The organism is Janibacter zhangyanbonis, from assembly GCF_050507325.1.
In the GTDB taxonomy this organism is placed as follows: Bacteria; Actinomycetota; Actinomycetes; order Actinomycetales; family Dermatophilaceae; genus Janibacter.
Map to the genome: position 1 here is coordinate 768,081 of NZ_CP191481.1, position 22,775 is coordinate 790,855.

At 71.3% G+C, this 22,775-nt stretch carries 25 protein-coding genes; 17 read left to right on the top strand and 8 right to left on the bottom strand.

Going from position 1 to position 22,775, the window contains the following annotated elements:
- Window positions 1-112 precede the first annotated feature (112 nt).
- From dapE to ACQBJO_RS03890, 6 genes are all read left to right on the top strand, one after another.
- Window positions 113-1,189 carry a succinyl-diaminopimelate desuccinylase gene (gene dapE, locus ACQBJO_RS03865; RefSeq protein WP_421007100.1) on the top strand — a complete coding sequence of 359 codons (1,077 nt, stop codon included), beginning with the start codon at window positions 113-115 and terminating at the stop codon, window positions 1,187-1,189.
- 10 nt (window positions 1,190-1,199) lie between these two features.
- Window positions 1,200-1,985: a TIGR00730 family Rossman fold protein gene (locus ACQBJO_RS03870; RefSeq protein ID WP_421007099.1), complete on the top strand. Its 786-nt coding sequence runs from the start codon at window positions 1,200-1,202 to the stop codon at window positions 1,983-1,985.
- Window positions 1,986-1,988: 3 nt separating this feature from the next.
- A complete protein-coding gene (locus ACQBJO_RS03875) occupies window positions 1,989-2,315 on the top strand; it encodes a DivIVA domain-containing protein (protein ID WP_255185469.1) in 327 nt (108 codons plus the stop codon).
- The gene (locus tag ACQBJO_RS03880; protein WP_421007098.1) at window positions 2,293-3,543 is read left to right on the top strand and encodes a hypothetical protein; all 1,251 of its coding nucleotides are present in this window, start codon (window positions 2,293-2,295) and stop codon (window positions 3,541-3,543) included. The genes ACQBJO_RS03875 and ACQBJO_RS03880 overlap by 23 nt, the downstream gene beginning before the upstream one ends.
- Window positions 3,544-3,657: 114 nt before the next feature.
- Window positions 3,658-3,834 carry a DUF3117 domain-containing protein gene (locus ACQBJO_RS03885; RefSeq protein ID WP_007923758.1) on the top strand — a complete coding sequence of 59 codons (177 nt, stop codon included), beginning with the start codon at window positions 3,658-3,660 and terminating at the stop codon, window positions 3,832-3,834.
- A 142-nt stretch (window positions 3,835-3,976) separates the two neighbouring features.
- The gene (locus ACQBJO_RS03890; RefSeq protein ID WP_255185471.1) at window positions 3,977-4,333 is read left to right on the top strand and encodes a hypothetical protein; all 357 of its coding nucleotides are present in this window, start codon (window positions 3,977-3,979) and stop codon (window positions 4,331-4,333) included.
- A gap of 51 nt (window positions 4,334-4,384) precedes the next feature.
- Here ACQBJO_RS03890 and ACQBJO_RS03895 read toward each other — a convergent pair whose 3' ends face one another.
- Window positions 4,385-5,017, bottom strand: a complete 633-nt coding sequence (locus tag ACQBJO_RS03895) for an O-methyltransferase (RefSeq protein WP_421007097.1) — start codon at window positions 5,015-5,017, stop codon at window positions 4,385-4,387.
- 66 nt (window positions 5,018-5,083) lie between these two features.
- On the opposite strand from ACQBJO_RS03895, the gene sigE reads away from it, so the two are divergent.
- Genes sigE through ACQBJO_RS03910 form a run of 3 tightly spaced genes read left to right on the top strand, consistent with a single transcriptional unit; the run spans window position 5,084 to window position 7,545 of the window.
- On the top strand, window positions 5,084-5,710 hold the full coding sequence (gene sigE, locus ACQBJO_RS03900; protein WP_255185473.1) for an RNA polymerase sigma factor SigE: 627 nt from the start codon (window positions 5,084-5,086) through the stop codon (window positions 5,708-5,710).
- A gap of 36 nt (window positions 5,711-5,746) precedes the next feature.
- Entirely contained in the window at window positions 5,747-7,156 is a 1,410-nt protein-coding gene (locus ACQBJO_RS03905; protein WP_421007096.1) for a trypsin-like peptidase domain-containing protein, read from the top strand.
- A gap of 11 nt (window positions 7,157-7,167) precedes the next feature.
- Window positions 7,168-7,545, top strand: a complete 378-nt coding sequence (locus ACQBJO_RS03910) for a hypothetical protein (protein ID WP_255186315.1) — start codon at window positions 7,168-7,170, stop codon at window positions 7,543-7,545.
- A 108-nt stretch (window positions 7,546-7,653) separates the two neighbouring features.
- Here the strand turns inward: ACQBJO_RS03910 and ACQBJO_RS03915 are convergent, their stop codons facing one another.
- The 4 genes from ACQBJO_RS03915 to ACQBJO_RS03930 form a co-directional block, all read right to left on the bottom strand.
- Window positions 7,654-8,799: an Mrp/NBP35 family ATP-binding protein gene (locus ACQBJO_RS03915; RefSeq protein WP_421007095.1), complete on the bottom strand. Its 1,146-nt coding sequence runs from the start codon at window positions 8,797-8,799 to the stop codon at window positions 7,654-7,656.
- A 61-nt stretch (window positions 8,800-8,860) separates the two neighbouring features.
- Window positions 8,861-9,418, bottom strand: a complete 558-nt coding sequence (locus tag ACQBJO_RS03920; RefSeq protein WP_421007094.1) for a DUF1003 domain-containing protein — start codon at window positions 9,416-9,418, stop codon at window positions 8,861-8,863.
- A complete protein-coding gene (locus ACQBJO_RS03925) occupies window positions 9,411-10,685 on the bottom strand; it encodes a magnesium transporter MgtE N-terminal domain-containing protein (RefSeq protein WP_255185477.1) in 1,275 nt (424 codons plus the stop codon). The genes ACQBJO_RS03920 and ACQBJO_RS03925 overlap by 8 nt, the downstream gene beginning before the upstream one ends.
- Window positions 10,686-10,721: 36 nt before the next feature.
- A complete protein-coding gene (locus ACQBJO_RS03930; protein ID WP_421007093.1) occupies window positions 10,722-11,237 on the bottom strand; it encodes a hypothetical protein in 516 nt (171 codons plus the stop codon).
- A gap of 118 nt (window positions 11,238-11,355) precedes the next feature.
- Between ACQBJO_RS03930 and ACQBJO_RS03935 the strand changes: the two genes are divergently transcribed.
- The 7 genes from ACQBJO_RS03935 (at window position 11,356) to ACQBJO_RS03965 (ending at window position 18,186) form a co-directional block, all read left to right on the top strand.
- Window positions 11,356-12,426 (top strand): HpcH/HpaI aldolase/citrate lyase family protein, encoded by a 1,071-nt coding sequence (locus ACQBJO_RS03935; protein ID WP_421007092.1) that lies wholly within the window; start codon window positions 11,356-11,358, stop codon window positions 12,424-12,426.
- A gap of 3 nt (window positions 12,427-12,429) precedes the next feature.
- Complete coding sequence (locus tag ACQBJO_RS03940) at window positions 12,430-13,299, top strand: HpcH/HpaI aldolase/citrate lyase family protein (RefSeq protein ID WP_255185480.1); 870 nt, start codon at window positions 12,430-12,432, stop codon at window positions 13,297-13,299.
- Window positions 13,300-13,475: 176 nt separating this feature from the next.
- Window positions 13,476-14,180: a L,D-transpeptidase family protein gene (locus ACQBJO_RS03945; RefSeq protein ID WP_255185481.1), complete on the top strand. Its 705-nt coding sequence runs from the start codon at window positions 13,476-13,478 to the stop codon at window positions 14,178-14,180.
- A gap of 165 nt (window positions 14,181-14,345) precedes the next feature.
- Window positions 14,346-15,548 (top strand): acyl-CoA dehydrogenase family protein, encoded by a 1,203-nt coding sequence (locus tag ACQBJO_RS03950; RefSeq protein WP_255185482.1) that lies wholly within the window; start codon window positions 14,346-14,348, stop codon window positions 15,546-15,548.
- A gap of 142 nt (window positions 15,549-15,690) precedes the next feature.
- Window positions 15,691-16,278, top strand: a complete 588-nt coding sequence (locus ACQBJO_RS03955; protein WP_421007091.1) for a general stress protein — start codon at window positions 15,691-15,693, stop codon at window positions 16,276-16,278.
- A gap of 53 nt (window positions 16,279-16,331) precedes the next feature.
- Window positions 16,332-17,072 (top strand): PIG-L deacetylase family protein, encoded by a 741-nt coding sequence (locus tag ACQBJO_RS03960; RefSeq protein ID WP_421007090.1) that lies wholly within the window; start codon window positions 16,332-16,334, stop codon window positions 17,070-17,072.
- Window positions 17,073-17,256: 184 nt separating this feature from the next.
- Window positions 17,257-18,186 (top strand): hypothetical protein, encoded by a 930-nt coding sequence (locus ACQBJO_RS03965; protein ID WP_421007089.1) that lies wholly within the window; start codon window positions 17,257-17,259, stop codon window positions 18,184-18,186.
- A 123-nt stretch (window positions 18,187-18,309) separates the two neighbouring features.
- Here the strand turns inward: ACQBJO_RS03965 and ACQBJO_RS03970 are convergent, their stop codons facing one another.
- Both ACQBJO_RS03970 and ACQBJO_RS03975 read right to left on the bottom strand, forming a co-directional pair.
- On the bottom strand, window positions 18,310-19,182 hold the full coding sequence (locus tag ACQBJO_RS03970) for a crotonase/enoyl-CoA hydratase family protein (RefSeq protein WP_421007088.1): 873 nt from the start codon (window positions 19,180-19,182) through the stop codon (window positions 18,310-18,312).
- 44 nt (window positions 19,183-19,226) lie between these two features.
- Window positions 19,227-20,279, bottom strand: a complete 1,053-nt coding sequence (locus ACQBJO_RS03975; RefSeq protein ID WP_421007087.1) for a MaoC family dehydratase — start codon at window positions 20,277-20,279, stop codon at window positions 19,227-19,229.
- A 277-nt stretch (window positions 20,280-20,556) separates the two neighbouring features.
- Here ACQBJO_RS03975 and ACQBJO_RS03980 point away from each other — a divergent pair, with 277 nt between their 5' ends.
- Window positions 20,557-21,144 (top strand): hypothetical protein, encoded by a 588-nt coding sequence (locus ACQBJO_RS03980; RefSeq protein ID WP_421007086.1) that lies wholly within the window; start codon window positions 20,557-20,559, stop codon window positions 21,142-21,144.
- A 124-nt stretch (window positions 21,145-21,268) separates the two neighbouring features.
- On the opposite strand, the gene ACQBJO_RS03985 is transcribed toward ACQBJO_RS03980, so the two are convergent.
- A complete protein-coding gene (locus ACQBJO_RS03985) occupies window positions 21,269-22,771 on the bottom strand; it encodes an aminopeptidase P family protein (RefSeq protein ID WP_421007085.1) in 1,503 nt (500 codons plus the stop codon).
- Between the last annotated feature and the right edge of the window lie 4 nt (window positions 22,772-22,775).

The window sequence follows — 22,775 nt, forward strand, 5'->3', positions numbered from 1 at the left end:
CAGCTAGCCGCACCTTGGATGGTCAGCCGCACGACGTGCTGTGGCCGACCATCCAAGCTGTGGCCAGCCACAGTTTGTGGGGGATGGGGCGGGGCGGTCGTAGGGTGGCGGCATGCCGAGCCTCGACCTGACCGCGGACGTCGTGACCCTCACCCAGCAGCTGTGCGACATCGAGTCGGTGAGCCACGAGGAGGAGGCGATCGCCGACGCGATCGAGGCGGCGCTGCGCCCCCTTCGTCATCTCGAGGTGGTCCGCCGGGGCAACACGGTCATCGCCCGCACCCACCTCGGCCGCGACGAGCGGGTCGTCCTCGCCGGCCACATCGACACCGTGCCGCTGACGAGCGACCCGGCCAACCTGCCGACCCGGCGCGAGCAGGTCGGCGGCCAGGACGTCCTCTGGGGGCGCGGGACCGTCGACATGAAGGGCGGGGTCGCCGTCCAGCTCAAGGCCGCGCTGCTCGAGGAGCCGAGCCGCGACATCACCTTCCTCTTCTACGAGGCCGAGGAGGTCGACGCGGTCTACAACGGCCTGCAGCTGCTCGCCGACTCCGACCCCGACCTGCTGGCGGCCGACTTCGCGGTCCTGCTCGAGCCGACCAACGCGGCCGTCGAAGGTGGCTGCAAGGGCACGATGCGCGTCGAGGTGATCACGAAGGGGATCGCCGCGCACTCGGCCCGGCCGTGGAACGGCCACAACGCCATCCACGACGCCCATGAGGTCCTCGCCGCCCTCGCCGCCCACGAGGAGCGGACCGTGACCGTCGACGGCCTCGACTACCACGAGGCCCTGCAGGCCGTCGGCATCACCGGCGGCATCGCGGGCAATGTCATCCCCGACAGCTGCAGCGTCCTCATCAACTACCGCTTCTCCCCGGACAAGGACACCGAGGCGGCGCTCGCCTACGTCCAGACCGTCCTGCCCGGCCGCGAGCTGCACCTGCGCGACGTCGCCGAGGGAGCCAGACCCGGGCTGGACCTGCCTGCAGCGCAGGCCTTCGTCGCCGCGCTCGACGTGCCCGTCGGGCCCAAGGAGGGCTGGACCGACGTCGCGCGCTTCTCCGCGCTCGGCATCCCGGCGGTCAACTTCGGGCCCGGGGACCCCAACCTCGCCCACCACGACGAGGAGCGCTGCCCGGTCGAGCAGATCGAGACGGCGGAGGCCGCGGTGCTGCGGTGGCTCGCGTAGGGTCGAGACCGTGACTGATCAGGGGAAGCAGCAGCCGGCGTCCGACCGCTGGTACCACAAGGGCCCGGTCCTCATGCGAGGCCGTCAGGTGCCCAAGTCGACCACCGACCAGCGGCTCCTCGACGACCGCGGGCACGCCGACTGGCTGCACACCGACCCGTGGCGGGTGCTGCGCATCCAGGCCGAGTTCGTCGAGGGCTTCGGCGCGCTGGCCGAGCTCGGGCCGGCCGTGAGCATCTTCGGCAGCGCCCGCACCCCCGTGGACTCGCCGCGCTACGCCCAGGGCATCGAGCTCGGCCGCCTCGTCGCCGAGGCCGGCTACGCCGTCATCACCGGCGGCGGTCCGGGCGCCATGGAGGCGGCCAACCGTGGGGCCAGGGAGGCCGGCGGCACGAGCGTCGGCCTGGGGATCGAGCTGCCCTTCGAGGCGGGTCTGAACCCCTACTGCGACCTCGGCATCAACTTCCGCTACTTCTTCGCCCGCAAGACGATGTTCGTCAAGTACAGCGAGGGCTTCGTCGTCCTGCCCGGAGGCTTCGGCACGCTCGACGAGGTCTTCGAGGCGGTCACCCTCGCCCAGACGGGCAAGGTGACGAGCTTCCCGATCGTGCTCGTCGGCGTCGACTACTGGCAGGGCCTGATCGACTGGCTGCGCGACTCGGTCCTCGAGGGCGGCATGATCAGCCCCGAGGACATCGACCGGCTCTTCGTCACCGACGACCTCGTCGAGGCGGTCGAGTACCTGCGGACCGCGTCCGACCGGGTGCGCCCCGCCGCGACGAAGCAGCCGGAGTAGACCGTGGTCTGGATCTTCTTCGTCCTCGTCGCACTGCTCGTCGTCGTCGCCGTCGCCGCCGCGGTCACCGGCCGGATCACCACCGACCCGATGGCCGAGCCGGTGGCCTCCGCGCCGCACCACGGGCTCCCGGAGTCGGACTTCGCCGCGAGCGACGTCGACGCCGTCCGCTTCGACACCGCGCTCCGCGGATACCGGATGGACCAGGTCGACGAGGTGCTCGACCGGCTGCAGCAGCGCCTCGCCGAGCTCGAGTCGGCTGCCCGGGACACGTCGGCCGTCCCGGACATGTCGGCCGCCCGAGACGATGTCGGTCCGCGCGAGGGTTGACGCGTGGGTTGACGAGGCGGTCGCCCGACCGATCCGCTCCCTCCTCGTCGTCTACGCCCTCTCCCGGGTCGTCGCGGTCCTCGCGATCTGGGTCGCCGCCCGCTACTACCAGTCCCCGGCCGGCGTGGGGCACCTCGATGCCGGCCTGCCCGACATGTTCGGCCTCTGGGACACGCAGTGGTACCGCAGGATCGTCACCGAGGGCTACCCGATCCCCCTGCCCGCCGACCCCGAGACCGGCGAGATCACCTACAGCGCCTGGGCCTTCTTCCCGCTCTTCCCGGGCCTGGTGCGCCTCGTCATGGCGACGGGCATCGGCTTCACCGCCTCCGCGGTCGTGCTCAACCTCGTGCTCGGTGCCGCCGCGACCGTCCTCGTGTGGAAGGTCCTCAGCTTCTCCGGCCACGCGGCCGCCCAGCCGGCCCGCGAGCGGCTCGCCTTCGTCGCCGCCGCCCTGTGGTGCTTCTACCCGGCGACCGGCGTCATGGTCATCCCCTACACCGAGGCGCTCGCCGCCGTCCTCATCGCCGGCGCCCTGCTGCTGCTCATGCGCGGCAACTACCTCGGCGTCGCGGGCATCGCCCTCCTCCTCGGCTTCACCCGGGGCGTCGCCGCCCCGCTCGGCCTGGCCGTGCTCGCCCACCTGTGGCTGCGCTGGCGGCAGGAGCGCGAGGCGGGGGTCGCCCCCTTCGCCCACGACCGCCTGCGGATCGCCGTCATGGTCCTCGCCACCGGGGTGTCCGGCATCGCCTGGCCGCTCACCGTCGGCTACCTGTCGGGGCTGCCCGATGCCTTCTTCCGGGTGCAGGCGGCGTGGGGCCAGCGCCCCGACGAGGGGCCCTTCGTCCTGTGGTTCAGCTGGGCGTGGGAGCAGCGCGGGCTCTTCGCCGTCGTCGTCATGGTGGCGCTCGTCGGTACCTACCTCGCGCTCGTCCTCGGCCGCCACGGTCAGTGGATCCCGCTCGAGGTGCGCATGTGGGCGCTCGTCTACCCGATGTACCTCTTCGCGGTCGTGCGGCCGATCACGAGCATGTGGCGCTTCCTGCTCCTCGACTTCCCGCTCGCCGCGCTCCTCGCATCGGTCGTCATGCGCACCTCGAGCGGCGGTCGGATCGTCGAGCACTGGCGCCGCAGGGCCGCCGTCGTCGTGCTCGTCCTCGTCGGTGGGATCTTCGCCTGGTCGTGCGGACTGCTGCCCTACGTGCCCTGGCACGTCACTCCTCCGTGACCGGCGGCGATTAGGCCGAGCGCGCACGGGAGGTGGATAATGGAGCCCAGCGTCGGCGCGACTGCGCCGCCCGGTCGGTGAGGCTCCGTCCGGTGTTGATCGAAGGGAACGCACATGGCGGCAATGAAGCCACGCACGGGGGATGGTCCTCTCGAGGTCGTCAAGGAGGGTCGTGGCATCGTCCTGCGGATGCCCCTCGAGGGCGGTGGTCGTCTCGTCGTCGAGATGAAGCCCGACGAGGTCCTCGCCCTCGGTGAGGCCATCGACAACTGCGAGGGCCTGCAGAAGTAAGCCCCGTACGAGAGCCCCCGGACACCTGCGTCCGGGGGCTTCGTCGTGCTCGGATGGTGACACGGGACTGTCAGTCGTGGGTGCGAGTGGTTACCGTGCCGAGACCACTGTCGACCTCGACCGAGGCCCACGAGAGGACTGCATGAACGCTGGATACGGACTCGCCGTCCGCTGGTCGCTGACCGAGGCGTCAGGCGATGTCGCGGAGCAGCTGCGGGAGTACGTCGTCGGTACCTCGATGGCCAACTTCATGTTTCTCGACGGCCTGGCCTTCAAGACCTGGCGCATGCGCGAGGGGGAGTGGTTCGAGGGCACCTACGTCTTCGACGCCGCGAAGGACCGAGACGACTTCTGCGAGGAGTTCACGGCGACGGCGACGGAGTCGGCCGGTTCGCGGATCATCGGCTCCGCGCCGATCGAGATCACGCCCTTCGAGGTCGTCGCCATCGCCGAGGGGCCGGCGCAGTTCCGCCGCGGCCCCGGACCCGGCTCGGTCTGACCGAGCCGTTGCGAGCGCCGGGGTCGGCGGCGCCGACCCCGGCCGGCCCGCCTAGCGCTTGACGGCGGCGATCATGCCGTCGCCGACCGGCAGCAGGCTCATGACGAGCCGCTCGTCGTCACGCAGCTGCTTGCCCAGGTCGCGCAGCAGCACGGTCGTCGCGTCCCGCGCCGCGGGGTCGGCGACCTTGTCGTGCCAGAGCATGTTGTCCATCGCGAGCACGCCGCCGGGTCGCAGCAGCCGGATCGCGTGCTCGACGTACTGCGGGTAGCCCTCCTTGTCGGCGTCGATGTGGACGAGGTCGTAGGACGAGTCGTTCATCCGCGGCAGGACGTCGACGGCGCGGCCGGTGATGACCCGGGTGCGCTGCGGGGCGATGCCCGCGGCCGCGAAGGAGCGCTTCGCGCGCAGCGCGTGCTCCGGCTCGATCTCGATCGTCGTCAGCACGCCGTCTGCGGGCATGCCGGCGAGCAGCCACAGCCCCGAGGTGCCGGCCCCGGTCCCGACCTCGACGACGTGGCGGGCCCCGCTGGCTGCCGCGAGGAGGCGAAGGGCGGCGCCTCCGCCCGTACCGATCGGCACCGCCCCGAGCTCGGTCCCGGTGCGACGTGCGGCCTCGACACTCTCGTCCTCGGGGACGAACTGCTCGGCGTAGGCATGGCTGTTGAGCTGGGCGGCGGTCATGGGAGTCCACCCTAATGGCGCGCTGGATCACAGACTTCCCTCAGGTTGACGCGTGAGCATTGAGGGGTGACCAGCAACACCGACGTCCGCGACCTCGAGGGGCAGGAGTGGGTCCCCCCGACCTGGGCGGAGATCGTCGAGGAGCACAGCGCCCGCGTCTACCGGCTCGCCTACCGACTGACCGGCGACGTCCACGACGCCGAGGACCTCACCCACGACGTCTTCGTGCGTGTCTTCCGCTCCCTCGACGGCTACACGCCCGGCACCTTCGAGGGGTGGCTGCACCGGATCACGACCAACCTCTTCCTCGACCGCGCCCGCCGCAAGCAGCGCATCCGCTTCGACGCGCTGACCGACGAGTTCGCGGCACTGCTGCACAGCGGCTCGCCGACCCCCGAGCAGGTCGTCCTCGACCACCACCTCGACGCCGACATCCAGCGGGCCCTCGACGCCCTGCCGCCGCAGTTCCGCGCGGCGGTCGTCCTGTGCGACATCGAGGGGCTGACCTACGAGGAGGTCGCCGAGGCCCTCGACATCAAGCTCGGCACCGTCCGCTCCCGCATCCACCGCGGCCGCTCGCTCCTGCGCGAGAGCCTGAGTCACCGCGCGCCCACCCCGTCGACCCGCACCGAGAGCCGTCGCCGTGGCGGCTCCGGCTTCCCGCTGGCCCGCCCGGTCACCGGCACCCTCTGAGGTCGGCACCGTCCCGACAAGGCATGATCTACAGCCATGAGCTCTCCGCACCCAGGTGAGGAGCCGCGTCCGCAGGACGCCCCCACCGAGCCGACCCGACCGGTGCCGGCAACGCCCGAGCAGCGGGCCACGCCGAGCGCTCACGAGCAGTCCGCCGGCGGGCAGGTCGGCGCCGGGCAGCCGGCCACGCAGCACACCGAGCCGCTCCCGCGCAGCCCGTACCTCCCCTTCGACAGCCTGGGTGGCCACGGGCAGGCGCCGGGACAGGCCGGCTGGGGCGCGCCCTCGCCGCAGCCCTACGCCACGGATCACCAGCCCCACGCGCAGCAGCACCTGAGCACGCCGCCGCCGGCGCGACGTCGCGGGCCCGGGTGGGGCGGCGCCATCGCGCTCGCGCTCGCCGCGGCCCTCGTCGCCGGTGGCCTCGGCGGCCTCGTGGGGGGCGTCACCGCCGACGACACCGGTGGCGGACCGACGATCGTCCAGCGCGACGGTGACACGGCGCAGCGACCCGACGGCTCGGTCGCGTCCATCGCGGCCGACGCGGTGCCGAGCGTCGTCACCGTCCGGGTGCGTGCCGCCGGGGGCGGCGGCACCGGCTCCGGGTGGGTCTACGACGACAGCGGCCACATCGTCACCAACAACCACGTCGTCGAGGGCGCCGGCAGCGGCGGCTCGGTGAGCATCGAGCTCAGCGACGGCAGCCGCCGCGATGCCAAGGTCGTCGGCAAGGACTCCTCCTACGACCTCGCCGTCCTCGAGGTCGACCCCAAGGGTCTCGAGCCGCTCGCGATCGGCCGCTCCAGCGAGGTCGTCGTCGGCGACGAGGTCGTCGCCGTGGGCTCCCCGCTGGGTCTGGGCTCGACGGTCACGGCCGGCATCGTCTCGGCGCTCGAGCGCCCGGTCACGGCCGGTGAGGCCGGCGACGAGTCCTTCATCTCCGCGATCCAGACCGACGCGGCGATCAACCCCGGCAACTCCGGCGGGCCGCTGCTCAACGGTGACGGCGACGTCGTCGGGGTCAACTCGGCGATCGCGCAGGTCCCGGGGCAGCAGCAGGCGAGCGGGTCGATCGGGGTGGGCTTCGCCATCCCGTCGGACGTCGTCGTGCGCACCGTCGACCAGCTGATCGCGACGGGCACGGCCCAGCACCCGATCATCGGGGTCAGCCTCGACCGACGGTGGGACGGCGAGGGGGCCAGGGTGCTCGAGGACTCCGACGTCGACAGCGGGCGAGCCGTCATCCCCGACGGGCCCGCGGACAACGCCGGCGTCGAGCCGGGCGATGTCATCACCGAGCTCGACGGGCGGCGGATCACCGACCTCGACCAGCTGATCACCCGGATCCGGGCCAAGGCCGTGGGCGATAAGGTCACCTTGACGATCCAGCGGGATGGCAAGCAGCAGGACCTGTCGATGACGCTCGAAGCGGCCGAGGAGAAGTAGACGTGGGGATCATGAACGGCTGGGAGTTCGTCGTCCTCATCGTCCTGGCCATCATCATCCTCGGCCCGCAGCAGCTGCCCGAGTACGCGGCCAAGCTCGCCCGTCTCGTCGTCAGGGTCCGCCGGATGGCCAACGACGCCAAGGTCCAGCTCAAGGAGCAGATGGGCCCGGAGTACGACGACCTCGACTGGCGTCAGTACGACCCGCGTCAGTACGACCCGCGCCGGATCGTCAAGCAGGCCCTCATGGAGCCCCTCGAGGACGCCTTCACCATCGACGCGGCGCCGGCCGGCAGCGCGGCCTCGCGTGCCAGCACCTCGACCGCACCCGACGAGGCTCCGGTTGCCGCCGCAGTCGCCGGCACCCCCTGGGACCGCGAGGCGACCTGAGCCTCCTCGACCGGGTGGTGCGCGGCGCCTCGGGCTGAGAGAAGACCCCGGCCGAGCGCGAGGGTGAACTCGTGCTGGCCGGGGTCTTGTGGGCCGGGGCCCGTTGCGTCAGCGACCCGTCGGGGTGAGCCCCAGGCTGCGGCCGGCGAGACCGCGGGAGCGGGTGGCCAGGCTGCGGGCGATGCCGCGCAGGGCGACGGCGGCCGGGCCGTCGGGGTTGGACAGGACCGCGGGGTTGCCGTGGTCGGAGCCCTCGCGCAGCGAGACGTCGAGCGGGATCTGGCCGAGCAGCGGGACCTCGGCGCCGACCGTGCGGCTGAGCGACTCGGAGACGGCCTGACCGCCACCGGAGCCGAAGAGCTCCTGGCGCGAGCCGTCGGGCAGCTCGAGCCAGGACATGTTCTCGATGACGCCGACGAGGCGCTGGTGCGTCTGCATCGCGATCGAGCCGGCGCGCTCGGCGACCTCCGCGGCGGCCTGCTGCGGGGTCGTCACGACGAGGATCTCGCTGTTGGGGATCAGCTGGGCGATGGAGATCGCGATGTCACCGGTCCCGGGCGGCAGGTCGAGCAGGAGGACGTCGAGGTCGCCCCAGAAGACGTCGCCGAGGAACTGCTGCAGCGCGCGGTGGAGCATCGGCCCGCGCCAGACGACCGGCTGGTTGCCGGGGACGAACATGCCGATCGAGATGACCTTCACGTCCGAGGCGATGGGCGGCAGGATCATGTCGTCGACCTGCGTCGGCGGGTGCGTCACGCCGAGCATGCGGGGGATCGAGAAGCCGTAGATGTCGGCGTCGACGACCCCGACCTTGAGCCCCTCGGCGGCCAGCGCGGCGGCGAGGTTGGCGGTGATCGACGACTTGCCGACGCCACCCTTGCCCGAGGCGATGGCGTAGACGCGGGTCAGCGAGCCCGGCTTGGCGAAGGGGATCTCCTTCTCGGCCTGGCCGCCGCGCAAGTGGGTCTTGAGCTCCGCGCGCTGCTCGTCGTTCATCACGCCGAGCGTGACCTTGACGTCCGTGACGCCGTCGATCTCGGCGAGCGCCTTGGTCGTGTCGGTGGTCAGCGTGTCCTTCATCGGGCACCCGGACACCGTGAGCAGGATGGTCGCCGTGGCGAGGCCGTCGGCGTCGACCGCCGCGGTCTCGACCATGCCGAGCTCGGTGATCGGACGACGGATCTCGGGGTCGATGACCGTGCTCAGCGCCTCGCGGAGCTGCTCATCGGTGATCGTGGGGTGCGAAGAAGCCATTGCCCCATCGTAGATCGCCCCACGGAGTGGCCTGCGTCGCACCCGGCGAAGGGGGGCAGGGTCAGGGAGAGAGCGGCTTGGGTTCGGTGACCTCGTCGACGTCCTCGTCGCGCTGGCGCACCTCGAGACCCTTGGCCTCCATCTCCTCGAGCAGGTCGCGCAGCTCGCTGCGGATGAAGTCGCGGGTCGCGGCGTCGCGCAGGGCCAGCCGCAGCGCGGCGACCTCGCGGGTGAGGTACTCGGTGTCGGCGAGGGCCCGCTCGGCCTGCACGCGGTCCTGCTCGAGGGCGACCCGGTCGCGGTCGTCCTGCCGGTTCTGCGCGAGCAGGATGAGCGGCGCGGCGTAGGAGGCCTGCAGCGAGAGGATCAGCGTGAGCAGGGTGTAGTTGAGCGCCCGCGGGTCGAACTGCGCCGGCTCCGGGGCGAAGGTGTTCCACGCCAGCCAGACGGCGACGAAGACCGACATCCAGATGAGGAAGCGCGGCGTGCCCATGAAGCGCGCGAACTTCTCCGAGATGACGCCGAAGGCCTCCGTCGAGAAGCTCGACGGCTTGCGGATCAGCTGGCGCCGCACCTCCTGGGGGGTGTCGACGCGGGTCGTGGTGCGGCGGTCACTCATCGGTCACCTCGTGGCGCTCCTCGCGCCAGTCCTCGGGGAGGATGTGGTCGAGCACGTCGTCGACCGTGACGACGCCGAGCAGGTGCTCGTCCTCGTCGACGACCGGCGCGGAGATGAGGTTGTAGGTCGCGAGCGTGCGCGTCACCTGCCCCAGCGGGGCCTCCGGGCGAAGGGGGTCGATCGCCTTGTCGATGTAGCGCCCGATGCTCTCGTGGGGAGGCTCGCGCAGCAGCCGCTGGATGTGGATCATGCCGAGGTACTTGCCCGTCGGGGTCTCCAGCGGCGGGCGGCAGACGTAGACGGTCGCGGCCAGGGCGGCGGTGATCTCCTCGCGACGCACGACGGCGAGCGCCTCGGCGACGGTGTCCTCGGGCGCGAGGACGACGGGGTCGGTCGTCATGAGACCACCCGCGGTGTTCTCGTCGTAGCTGAGCAGTCGACGCAGCGGCTCGGCGTCGTCGGGCTTCATCAGCTGCAGCAGCGTCTCGGCGCGCTCGGGCGGCAGCACGGAGAGCAGGTCGGCGGCGTCGTCGGGGTCCATCGCCTCGAGGACGTCGGCGGCCCGTGCCTGGGTGAGCAGCCCGACCATCTCGGCCTGGTCGTCGTCACCGAGCTCCTGGAGGATGTCGGCGAGCCGGTCGTCGTCGAGAGCGGCGACGACGGCCTCGCGGCGGTCCCGGGAGAGGTCCGCGATGACCTCGGCGAGGTCGGCGACCTTGAGGTCCTCGACCGACTCGAGGAGCTTGACCGCGGAGTGCTCGGCGGCGCTCACCGTCGCGGACAGGCCGGTGACCTCCTCCACGGGGACGGTGAAGGTCTCCCCCCTTCGCCGCACGAGGAGGCCGCGCCGGGACTGTCGCCCGCCGCGGACGAAGACCTTGGTGACGAACCAGCTGCGGTTGGCCGACTGCTCGACCCCGATGTCCTCGACGGTCGCGTCGACCTGGCCGTCGTCGGTGCGCACCGTGACCGGCCGCTCGAGGAGCTCGGCGAGCACGAGCGTCTCGGTGGCGCGCTGCTCGAAGCGACGCATGTTGACCAGGCCGGTCGTGATGACCTGCCCGCCCTCGACGGAGGTCACCCGGGTCATCGGCACGAAGACGCGGCGCCGGCCGGGCACCTCGACGACGAGACCGATGACGCGGGGGCGCCGCGAGGGGGAGAAGGTGACGACGACGTCGCGCACGCGGCCGACCTGGTCACCGAGCGGGTCGAAGACATTGAGGCTCGCCAGACGCGCGACGAAGAACCGGGTGGGAGCACTCACGCCTGACAGGGTAACGGCGGCGAGCGGGTGCGCCCGTCAGCCGCGTCGGGTGCCGCGGCCCCCGAGGTGCCACGGACGCCGCACCCGCGTGGCGGCGGCGCCCGCGGTGATCGGCGCGTCGGCCCGGGCCGAGCCGTCGGGTCCAGACCGCCCCGGTGCCTGCACCGGCAGGCCGAAGGGGGAGAGCAGCCAGATCGTCGACCCCGCGCGCCACCGGTCGAGCAGGTCGGCGGGGGCGTTGAGCCGCTCGGCGAGCAGGGTGGCGGCCGCCGGCTCCCACCACGGGTTGCCGGGGGAGAGGGCCTGGGCGCGGGCGCGCAGGGTGAGCAGTCGGCCGCCGTCGCCCTTGCTGCGCAGGACGACCTCGACCTGCTCGGGCAGGGGCCCGAGGTCGGCCTCGGCCCCGCCGGACACGAGCAGGACCTGCCCGGCGAGCTCGTCGGCGCCGGTGGCGAACCAGGTGAGGCGCTCGCGGCCGTCGACCCGCAGCCACAGCACGTCGGACTTCGCCAGCGCCTCGGTCGTCAGTGCCGACAGGTTGACCTCGCTCATGCCCGCAGCCTAGGGGGCAGCCGTGTCCGGGTGTCGTCGGTCATAACGGCGCGGTGAGGCGCCTTGCTAGGTTGCGCGAGAACCCCCCTTCGCTCACCCGAGAGGACTCGAGCCACACATGCGCAGTGCCAAGGACTTCTTCGCCCCACTCGCCGTCGGGGCGCCCGCCCCGGCCCGTGAGGTGCCGGCGCGTCCCAGCCGGATGATCCACTTCTTCGACCCGAGCAACCCCAAGATGGCCGCCAAGGTCCCCGACATGGTCGGCGTCGCCGACGTGCTCCTGGGCAACCTCGAGGACGCCGTCGTGGCGGACAAGAAGGAGGCCGCGCGCGAGGGCCTCGTGCAGATCGCCAAGGATGTCGACTTCGGCGAGCACACCCAGCTGTGGACCCGGGTCAACGCCCTCGACAGCCCGTGGGTCCTCGACGACCTGACCACCCTCGTCACCGAGGTCGGCGACAAGCTCGACGTCGTCATGGTCCCCAAGGTGCAGGGCCCCGAGGACATCCACTACGTCGACCGTCTCCTCGCGCAGCTCGAGGCGAAGGGGGGCGTGCAGCGCCCGATCATGGTCCACGCGATCCTCGAGACCGCCCGCGGCATGGCCAACGTCGAGGCCATCGCGGGTGCCAGCCCGCGCATGCAGGGCATCTCGCTCGGCCCGGCCGACCTGGCCGCCGACCGCCGGATGAAGACCACCCGCGTCGGTGGCGGCCACCCCGGCTACCTCGTGCGACAGGACCCCACGAAGGGAGCGGATGGCGCGCCGGACTACCAGGGCCAGCGCACGGTCTTCCAGCAGGACCTGTGGCACTACACGATCGCCCGCATGGTCGACGCCTGCGCGATGCACGGGATCTTCCCCTTCTACGGCCCCTTCGGCGACATCAAGGACGTCGTGGCCTGCGAGGACCAGTTCCGCAATGCCTTCCTCCTCGGCTGCGTCGGCGCGTGGAGCCTGCACCCGGTGCAGATCGACATCGCCAAGAAGGTCTTCAGCCCGAGCGCCGAGGACGTCGCCCACGCCCGCGAGGTGCGTGACGCGATGCCGAGCGGCGGTGGCGCCGTGATGATCGACGGCAAGATGGAGGACGACGCCAGCTACAAGCAGTGCATGGTCATCCTCGAGCTCGCCGAGCGCCTGTCCGCCAACGACCCCGAGCTCGCCAAGCTCTACGCGGAGGCCTGAGCCATGACCGAGAGCACCTACACCCCCCGCCGCTCGGTCCTCTACATGCCGAGCTCCAACGCCCGCGCCCTCGACAAGGCGAAGACCCTGCCGGTTGACGCCCTGATCCTCGACCTCGAGGACGCCGTCGGCCCCGACGACAAGCCGGCCGCCCGTGAGGCCGCGTGCGCCGCGGTGCGCTCCGGCGAGTACGGCGAGCGTGAGCTGACGATCCGGGTCAACGGCATCGGCACCCAGTGGCACGACGAGGACATCGCGGCCGCCTCCCAGGCCGGCCCGCACGGCATCGTCGTGCCCAAGGTCAACACCGCCGACGAGGTCCGCCAGCTCGTCGCCGCGATGGAGGCCGCCGGCGCCCCCGAGCACACGAAGCTCTGGGCGATGATCGAGACGCCCGCCGCGATCTTCAACATCCGCGAGATCGCGCAGGCGTCCGACCGTCTCGTCGCCTTCGTCATGGGCACCAACGACCTCGTCAAGGAGCTGCAGGCCGACCACGTGCCCGGCCGCGCCCCGCTCCTCACGTCGCTGTCGTGGGCGCTCCTCGCCGCGCGCGAGGCCGGCATCGCGGTCCTCGACGGCGTCTACAACAAGGTCAAGGACCTCGAGGGCTTCACCGCGGAGTGCGAGCAGGGCCGCGACATGGGCTTCGACGGCAAGACCCTCATCCACCCCGGCCAGGTCGAGGTGTGCAACTCCACCTTCGCCCCGAGCGAGGAGGCCGTGGAGGAGGCGAAGGGGGTCCTGCAGGCCTGGGAGGACGGTGCCGGCAAGGGCGTGGTCACCCACAACGGCAAGATGATCGAGAACCTGCACGTCGACATCGCCCGTCGCGTGCTCGCGACCCACGAGGCGATCGCCGCCCGCGGCTGACCCTCCCTTCGCCCCGCCGCAGCCCGGCTGCGCACGACATCCCGCACGCCATCGCGTGCGGGATGTCGTCGTCCGGGGGCCGTGCGCCGTGGCGCTATATTTTCCTCATCACCGCGCAACCTGCCGGACGATCCAGGCGTCTGTCCCGGTATCAGCGCTCTCATCAGGGGGGAAACATGGACACCATCTCGCTCGACCGCCGCGACCTCTTCCGCGGCGCCGCTGCCACGGCCGTCGCCGGTGGCCTGCTCGTCACGGCCGGGGAGGACGCGCACGCAGCCCGCCCCACGACGCTCAAGCAGGGCGACACCGGCTGGTGGGTGCAGAACCTGCAGCAGCGTCTGCTCAAGGCGAAGTTCTGGCTGCGCACCGCCAACGGCAGCTACGACCAGACGACCCAGCAGGCCGTCATGGCCCTGCAGAAGGCGCACGGTCTGACCCGTGATGGCGTCGTCGGCCCGCAGACCTGGTCGGCCGTCTACTCGCCGCGCACCCCGCGGCCCCGCACGACCTCGGCCTTCGAGATCGACAAGACCCGTCAGCTGCAGATCGTCGCCCGCTACGGCTGGGCCCAGTGGGTCTTCAACACGAGCACCGGCAACGGCGAGCGCTACTGGTCCTCGGCCTCCGGCGCCTACGTCTACGCGACGACCCCGAGCGGCACCTTCCGCTTCTACCGGGCGATCAACGGCATGCGCAATGCCCCGCTCGGCGAGCTGTGGCGGCCGCGCTACTTCAACGGCGGCATCGCGATCCACGGCTCGCCGTCGATCCCGGGCTACCCGGCCTCGCACGGCTGCGCCCGACTGAGCGACCCGGCGATCAACTACATCTGGTGGAAGAACCTCGCGCCCATCGGGCGCACGGTCAAGGTCTACTGACCTTCCACACGACGGGCGAAGGGAGATGTCAGCGCACAGCATGCGCTGACATCTCCCTTCGTCCGTCTCATCGTGGCCGAGGACACCCTGAGACTCCGTGGCGGGTGGCGGGGTGCGCTGGGATACTGACCCGGATCCTTGAACCACGAGAGCAAAGGTGGACGCATGTCCCGACTGCAGACGACCGACGGACTGACCGAGGAGCAGGTCGACCTGCTGGGCTTGGTCAAGGAGTTCGTCGACGAGCAGATCATCCCGGTCGCGCAGGAGCTCGAGCACGCGGACGAGTACCCGCAGAAGATCGTCGACCAGATGAAGGAGATGGGGATCTTCGGCCTGATGATCCCCGAGGAGTTCGGTGGGCTCGGCGAGTCCCTCCTCACCTATGCGCTGTGCGTCGAGGAGATCGCCCGCGGCTGGATGCCGGTCTCCGGCATCATCAACACCCACTTCATCGTGGCCTACATGATCCTCAAGCACGGCACCGAGGAGCAGAAGCAGCACTACCTGCCGAAGATGGCCACGGGCGAGATCCGCGGCGCCTTCTCGATGAGCGAGCCGGGGCTCGGCTCCGACGTCGCCGGCATCAAGACCAAGGCCGTGCGTGACGGCGACAGCGACGACTGGACGATCAACGGCCAGAAGATGTGGCTGACGAACGGCGCCTCCGCCAACCTCGTCGCGGTGCTCGTCAAGACCGACCTCGGTCACGACAGCCCGCACAAGAACATGACGACCTTCCTCATCGACAAGACCGAGGGCTTCGGCGAGACCGCCCAGGGCGTCACCGTCCCCGGCAAGATCGAGAAGATGGGCTACAAGGGCGTCGACACGACCGAGCTCATCCTCGAGGGCCACAAGACGACGACCGGCCAGATCCTCGGTGGCGAGCCGGGCAAGGGCTTCTACCAGATGATGGACGGCGTCGAGGTCGGTCGCGTCAACGTCGCCTCCCGCGCCTGCGGCCTGGCGATGCGCGCCTTCGAGCTCGGCGTCCAGTACGCCCAGCAGCGCGAGACCTTCGGCAAGAAGATCGTCGACCACCAGGCAATCCTCTTCCGCATCGCCGACATGGCGAGCAAGGTCGAGGCCGCGCACCAGCTGATGGTCAAGGCCGCGCGTCTGAAGGACAAGGGCGAGCGCAACGACCTCGAGGCCGGCATCGCGAAGTACATGGCGGCCGAGTACTGCGCCGACGTCGTCAACCAGTCCTTCCGCATCCACGGCGGCTTCGGCTACTCCAAGGAGTACGAGATCGAGCGGATCTACCGCGAGGCCCCGATGCTGCTCATCGGTGAGGGCACCGCCGAGATCCAGAAGATGATCATCGGCAAGAGCATCCTCAAGGACTACCAGCTCAAGGGGTGATGTCCGGGTAGGTGCCGGCACCGACACCGCTCGCGCTCGCCCGATCGAAGGGGGCTGGCCGTCACCCAGGTGACGGTCGGCCCCCTTCTTCGTCGTCCGCCCCGTCCACCGGGCCCACAGGTCGGGGTGGGAGACTGGAGCCATGAGCACCCAGCCCGGTATGGCCGCCCACATGCAGCAGTTCCTGCGTCTGGAGTACCCGCGGTCGTTGGCGACCTACGACAGCTATGCCGAGGCCCAGCGCGCGGTGGACTTCCTCGCGGACAAGGAGTTCCCGGTCCAGGACGTCATGATCGTCGGCACCGACCTCAAGCAGGTCGAGCGGGTTCGTGGCCGGCTGACGAGCGGCAAGGTCGTGCTCGGGGGACTGCTCTCCGGCATCTGGATCGGTGTCTTCGTCGGCCTGATCTTCGCGATGTTCGAAGGGAGCGACGGCCTGCTCGTGAGGCTGGCCTCGACGGTGGCGATGGGCGCGCTCTTCGGTGCCGTGTGGGCCTGGCTCGGCTACCGCTCCACCGGTGGCCAGCGCGACTTCACCTCGGTGACCCAGGTGGTCGCCTCCCGCTACGAGGTGCTCACCGAGCACCGCCACGCGGCGCGGGCCAACGAGCTGCTGCACGAGCTCGACCCGACCCGCGCCGGGCTCGAGCAGCTGCGGCGCAACCAGGAGGCGGCGCGTGCCGCTCAGGAGCAGATGGACCGCGCCCAGCAGCACCCGCAGCAGGGCTGATCCCGCCCCGCGCGCCCTTCCCCCGGCGGCGGGGCGGGACTAGCGTCGTCGGTGTGAGCACCCAGCCCGACCTGGCCGCCCTCGACGAGACCTCCTTCGACTCCGTGCTGTGCGTCGTCGCCCACCCCGACGACATCGAGTACGGCACCGCCGCCGCCATCGCGAGGTGGACCGCCGCCGGCAAGCGCGTGCGCTACTTCCTGCTGACCCGCGGCGAGGCGGGCATCGACACGATGGACCCCGTCGACGCCGCGCCGGCCCGCGCCGACGAGGAGCGCGCGAGCGCGTCCGTCGTCGGTGTCGAGGAGGTCGAGTTCGGCGACCACCCCGACGGGACCATCGAGTACGGCCTGACCCTGCGGCGCGACATCGCCGCGGCGATCCGGCGGGCTCGCCCCGACCTCGTCATCGGCACGACCTTCGACGTGACCTTCCCGGGCGGCATCCTCAACCAGGCCGACCACCGGGCCGTGGGCCTCGCGACCGTCGACGCCTGCGCCGACGCCGGCAACCGGTGGATCTTCCCCGAGCTCGTCGCCGACGGCCTCGAGCCGTGGCACGTCAAGCTGCTCGCGATCGGCGGCAGCCAGCGACCCAGCCACTACGTCGACGTCACCGGCCACCTCGACGACGCGATCGAGTCGCTCGAGGAGCACCGGCTTTACAACGCCGCGCTGCCCGACGACTTCCCGAAGCCCGCGCAGCTGCTCGGCAACATCCTCGGCGGTGGCGGCCAGGCCGTCCCCGACCCGGCGGTCGAGCACGCCCTGCTGCTCGAGGTCTTCGAGCGGTAGGGGGAACCGGTGCCCCCTTCGTCATGCGCGGGAGGGCGAGAGGGGCAGGGGTTGTCGAGTCCCGCGCTGGGTATGTCCCGCGCGTCGCTCGCCAACCCACGCGCGGCTCGACATGTGGTGCCGGATTCGCGGGCCCTGTGGAGAACGTCGGCCGTCTCCGGGCGGTCTCCGTGATGATCGGGGGATGGACGAGCGACTCAGGCGGCGGGCGGAGCGGCAGGCGGGGGTCTTCACGTGGGGTGACGCCCGCGCGTGCCTGCAGGGTGAGCACGACCTGCGCCTCGCCCTGCGGCGGGGTGAGGCGATCCGGGTGCGCCGCGATGCCTACGTCCTGGCGCAGGCCTGGCAGGGCACCGGACCCGAGGAGCAGCTGGCGCTCGCCACCCGGGCCGTGCTGCGGACCCGACCGGGTGACCTCGCGAGCCACCAGAGCGCTCTGGCCCTGCACGGCATCTCGCTGTGGGGCCTGCCGGTGCAGACGGTGCAGGTCACGTCAGCGGTGACACGGTCCCGACGGGACCCCACCCTGCGCATCCACCGCCTGCGAGAGGGGATCGAGCCCACTGAGGTCGAGGGCGTTCCCTGCGTCGCGGTGGCCGTCGCGCTCGTCCAGGTCGCGCTCTCCGAGAGCACGACCGCCGCCGTCGTGTCGCTGGATCATGCGCTGAAGACCCGTCGGTGCCGGATCGAGCAGGTGGAGGCTGCCGGGGACCGGCTCGCTCGGGGTCCTCTGCAGCGCGCCCGCCTGCGGGCGGTGATCGACGCGAGCGATGCGAAGTGCGAGTCGGTCGGGGAGTCCCGCACCCGGATGCTGCTGCGCGAGCTGGACCTCGACCTGCGGAGCCAGGTGCGGATCAGCGACCGCGACGGCAACTTCGTCGGCCGGGTGGACTTCCTCGTCGGCGACCTGCTCGTCATCGAGTTCGACGGCCTGGTCAAGTACGAGGGGGCCGAGGGCAAGCAGGCCCTGGCCCGGGAGAAGGCGCGCGAGGAACGGCTCACCGGGCTCGGCTGCATCGTCATCCGACTCGTCTGGGCGGACCTGGAGCACCCGGAGCGCGTGGAGGCCCGGGTGCAGGAGGCGCTGATGCGGTTGGCGGCGCGGGCGGCCTGACGGGGACGTCGAGCGGTGCCGGTCCTGTCGAGTCCCGCGCTGGGTATTCCACGTGCGGCGCTCGACAACCCGTGCGGCGCTCGACAACCGGCGCGTGGTCGCCCCCTCCGCGACGAGTGGTGGCTACCAGGCGCCGTAGAAGGGCGGCATCTGCGAGGCCTTGCCCGAGTAGACCGGCGTGCGCTTGTCGAGGAAGGCGGCCACGCCCTCCTTGCCGTCGCCGATGCTCGCGTAGAAGATCGCGAGCGAGTCGACCCGGTGCGCGTCGACGGGGTGGTCCAGACCGGCGTTGCGGTACATCAGCTGGCGGGTGAGGGCGGTGGCGACCGGCGAGCGGTCCTTGGTCCACCGGTCGGCGAGGGCCACGGCCGCGGCGAGCAGCTCGTCGGGCTCGTGGACCGAGCGGACCAGGCCGACCTCGAGGGCACGCTCGGCGTCGATGATGTCGGCCGAGTAGACGAGGTCGAGCGCGTCCGGCATGCCGACGATACGGGGGAGGAACCACGACGAGGTCGCCTCGGGGGTGATGCCGATGCGGCCGAAGACGAAGCCGATCCTCCCCTTCGTCGACACGAGACGGGCGTCCATCGGCAGGGTCATCGTCGCGCCGATGCCGACCGCGGCGCCGTTGATCGCGGCGATGACCGGCTTGCGGCAGGCGTGGATCGCCAGGGCGACCCGACCGCCCGTGTCCCGCACCCGGGCCAGGCCGGGGTCGTCGAGATCCTCCATGTCAGAGAGCGCCGGCGTGAGGCTCTCGTCGAGACCGAAGACATTGCCCTCGGCAGTGAGGTCCATGCCCGCGCAGAAGGCGCGGCCCGCGCCGGTGACGACGACCGCGCGCACCGCGTCGTCGTCGTTGACCTCGCGGAAGGTCGCCTCGAGCTCGTCGGCCATCGTCACCGTGAAGGAGTTCATTGCCTCCGGGCGGTCGAGGGTGACGAGGAGGATCCCGTCGGTGACGCTCAGGGAGATGGTCTCGTGGTCGGTCCTCATCGGGTGGGCTCCTCGGTGGTGGTGACGGGCGGGCTTCCGTGGTCTCAGCGGGGGATGAGCACCGTGTAGTCGAGGTCGAGGACGACCTCGGGCAGGTACTTGCCGTCCTCGCCCTTGTAGGGGAAGTCGGCACACGGGGTGTCCTTCGTGGCGACCGTGCGTAGGCGCAGGGCGCCGACGTCGGTGCGGCCGGGCAGCTCGATGCGCTCGAGCACCTCGGACCAGGCGTAGATCGTGTCGCCGGCGAAGGTCGGGTTGGCGTGGGCGCCGGCGTTGATCGCCGCGACGAGCTGGCCGTTGGCCAGACCGTTGAAGGACAGGGCCCGCGCGAGGCTGATGATGTGGCCGCCGTAGATGAGGCGGCGCCCGATCTTCGCCTGCGACTGGGCGTGCTGGTTGAAGTGGACCTTCGCGGTGTTCTGGTAGAGCCGCGTGGCCAGCATGTGGTCCGACTCCTCGATGGTCATGCCGTCGACGTGGTCGATGCGCTCGCCGACCTCGTAGTCACCCCAGAGGAAGGGTGAGCCCGCGAGCTCGACGTCGTAGTCGCGACCGGTGAGGTCGAAGGGGACGAGGAGGTCTTCTGCCGCAACGGCGCCCGGCAGGTCGGGGATGACCGTCTCGGGGGCGGGGGAGGCCGCGTCCTTCTTGTGGACCATGACCCAGCGGACGTAGTCGACGACCATCTCGCCGCGCTGGTTGACGCCCACGGAGTTGACGTAGACGACGCCCGTCTTGCCGTTGGAGTTCTCCTTGAGCCCGATGACCGTCGAGGTCGTCGTCACGGTGTCACCGACGTGGAGAGGAGCGCCGAAGCGCCCGCCCGCGTAGCCGAGGTTGGCCACGGCGTTGAGGCTGATGTCGGGCACCGACTTGCCGAAGACGAGGTGGAAGGCGAGCAGGGAGTCGACCGGCATCCGCTCGAAGCCCATCGCCTGCGCGAAGGTCGCGGCGCTCGTCGCCGCGAAGCGCGAGCCGTAGAGGCCGGTGTAGAGCGCGATGTCGCCCTCGGTGACCGTGCGCGGCGTCGCGTGCCGGATCTCCTGGCCGATCGAGAAGTCCTCGAAGTAGTTGCCGGGGACCGTCTTGGTCGACATGTGCGTGGGCCTTTCGGTGGGGGCGAAGGGGGTCGGTGACATCTTCCCCCTTCGCCCCCGTGGTGGTCAGGCCGTCCGGCTGTTGACCCGGCCACACCCGGCCACCTGGCCGGGAAGCGCGCGACTGGCCGAGATCGCCGGACCTGGCCGCGCAATTGCTCGGTCAACTCCGGGTTTCCCGGCCATCTCCGGATCTCTCGGCCGTCGTGGGCAGCGCAGCCCGGTGGCCTGTGGATGACGCCGGCGAGCGAAGGGAGGACCTCGCAAGGATGTCGTGATGGATCCACGACTCGCAGGTGTGCTCGTCGCGGGCGATCAGGTGTTCACGACCGCCAGGCTGCGGGCGATCGAGATCGACGCGGACGAGACCGAGCGTCTGGTGCGGTCCGGGGAACTCGTGCGACTGCGTCGCGGGCTCTACGCCGCGGGCGAGAGGTGGCGCTCGGCGAAGCCCGAAGCTCGTCTTGCCCTGTGCACCCGAGCGGTTCTGGGGGAGAGGCCGGACGCAGCCGCATCGCACGCCAGCGCCGCGGTACTCCACGGGCTACCGCTCTGGGGCGTGGGGCTCTCGACCGTCGAGGTGATCTGCTCGTCTCCCCGGGGGCGGCTACGTGGGGGTGTGCGCCTGCGCCCGTGGCCCGACGGGGTGGACGTCCAGGTCGTCGACGGCCTGCGGGTGGTCCCCGTGGGGATGGCCATCGCGCAGGTCACCGACGAGTACGGCTTCCTCCCCGGTCTCGTCTGCCTCGACGGGGCGCTGCACACCGAGCAGGTGACGGGGCCGCAGGTCGAGATCTTCGACCGTCGCGGCAAGATCGGCCGGGTGGACTTCCTCGTGGGGCAGGCGATGGCGCGGGTGGCCTGACCGGGGAGAGCGCCGATGGCCGGGAAGTCCGGGGATGACCGCGCAATTGCACGGCCAGGTCCGGATTTCCCGGCCATCTCTGGATGTCTCGGCCACCTCGCCCGTGTGAGAGGCGAAGGGAGGGTCAGCGCCCCTGGACCTCGGCGATCCAGGCCTCGACCTCGTCGGCGGTGTGCGGCCAGTCGCCGGAGAGGTTGCGGCAGCCGTCCTCGGTGACGACGACGTCGTCCTCGAGGCGCACGCCGATGCCGCGGAATCGCTCGGGCACCTTGAGGTCGTCGGCCTTGAAGTAGATGCCCGGCTCGACGGTGAGGACCATGCCCGGCTGCAGCTCGGCGTCCATGTACTCCTCGCGGGTCGCCAGGGCGCAGTCGTGGACGTCGATGCCGAGGTGGTGACTCGTGCCGTGCACCATCCAGCGGCGGTGGTACTGGCCGTGCTCGGTGTCGAGCGTGTCCTCGACCGAGACGCCCTCGGGGAGCAGCCCCCACGCGTGGAGGTGCTCGGCGACGACGCGGATCGCGGCGGCGTGGACGTCGGAGAACTTGTTGCCCGGCTTGACCGCGGCGATGCCCGCGGCCTGCGCGGCGGCGACGGCCTCGTGCACCTCGCGCTGGGTGGGGGAGAAAGTGCCGCTCACCGGCAGCGTGCGGGTGATGTCGGCGGTGAAGAGCGAGTCGACCTCGACACCGGCGTCGAGGAGGATGAGGTCGCCGTCCTTGACCTCTCCGTCGTTCTTGATCCAGTGCAGCGTGTTGGCGTGGTCGCCGGAGGCGCAGATCGAGTCGTAGCCGACGCCATTGCCCTGGTGGCGGGCGTGCAGGCCGAAGGTGCCCTCGACCCAGCGCTCGCCGCGGCCGCGCTCGGGCAGGCCGGGCAGCTCGCGGATGACCGCCTCGAAGCCGACGCGCGTCGCGTCGACGGCCTGCTGCATCTGGTCGAGCTCCCAGTCGTCCTTGATCATCCGCAGGTGCGACAGGTCGTGGGCGAGCGCGGCGTCGCCCTCGGCGAGCGTGTCGGTGTCGGCGCCGGCTTGGCTGCGCACCGTGTCGAGGCGGGCGGTGAGGTCGCGGTCGGCGTCGCGCACGACGCGCACGGTCACCTGACCGGCGTCCTTGCCGACGGCGTCCTCGAGCTGCTCGACGTGCCGACCGACGAGGCCCAGCTCGGCCTCGATGTCCTCGATGGACGGACGCGCGCCGACCCAGAACTCGCCGTAGCGGGCGTCGCCGAAGAACTCCTCGGAGTCGCGCGGCGCGAGCGGGCGGAAGTAGAGGCTCGCCTCGTGGCCGGCGTGCTCGTCGGGCCCGCCGAGGGGCTCCATGACGAGCACGGCGTCGGGCTCGCGGTCGGCGCCGAGACCCGTGAGGTGGGCGAAGGCCGAGTGCGGGCGGAAGACGTAGTCGCAGTCGTTGCTGCGCACCTTGAGACCGCCGGCGGGGATGACGAGGCGCTCGCCCTGGTGGGCGACGGAGACCGCGGCGCGGCGCTCGGCGGCCCGCTCGGCCGCCTCGGTGAGCGTCGGGCGCTCGCCCGAGCGCGGGGCCCAGTCCTGCGCGACGAAGGCCCGGAACTCGTCGGTCGTCGGCCGCTTGCGGTTGTCTGCCTGCTGCTGCTCCTCGCTCATCGCC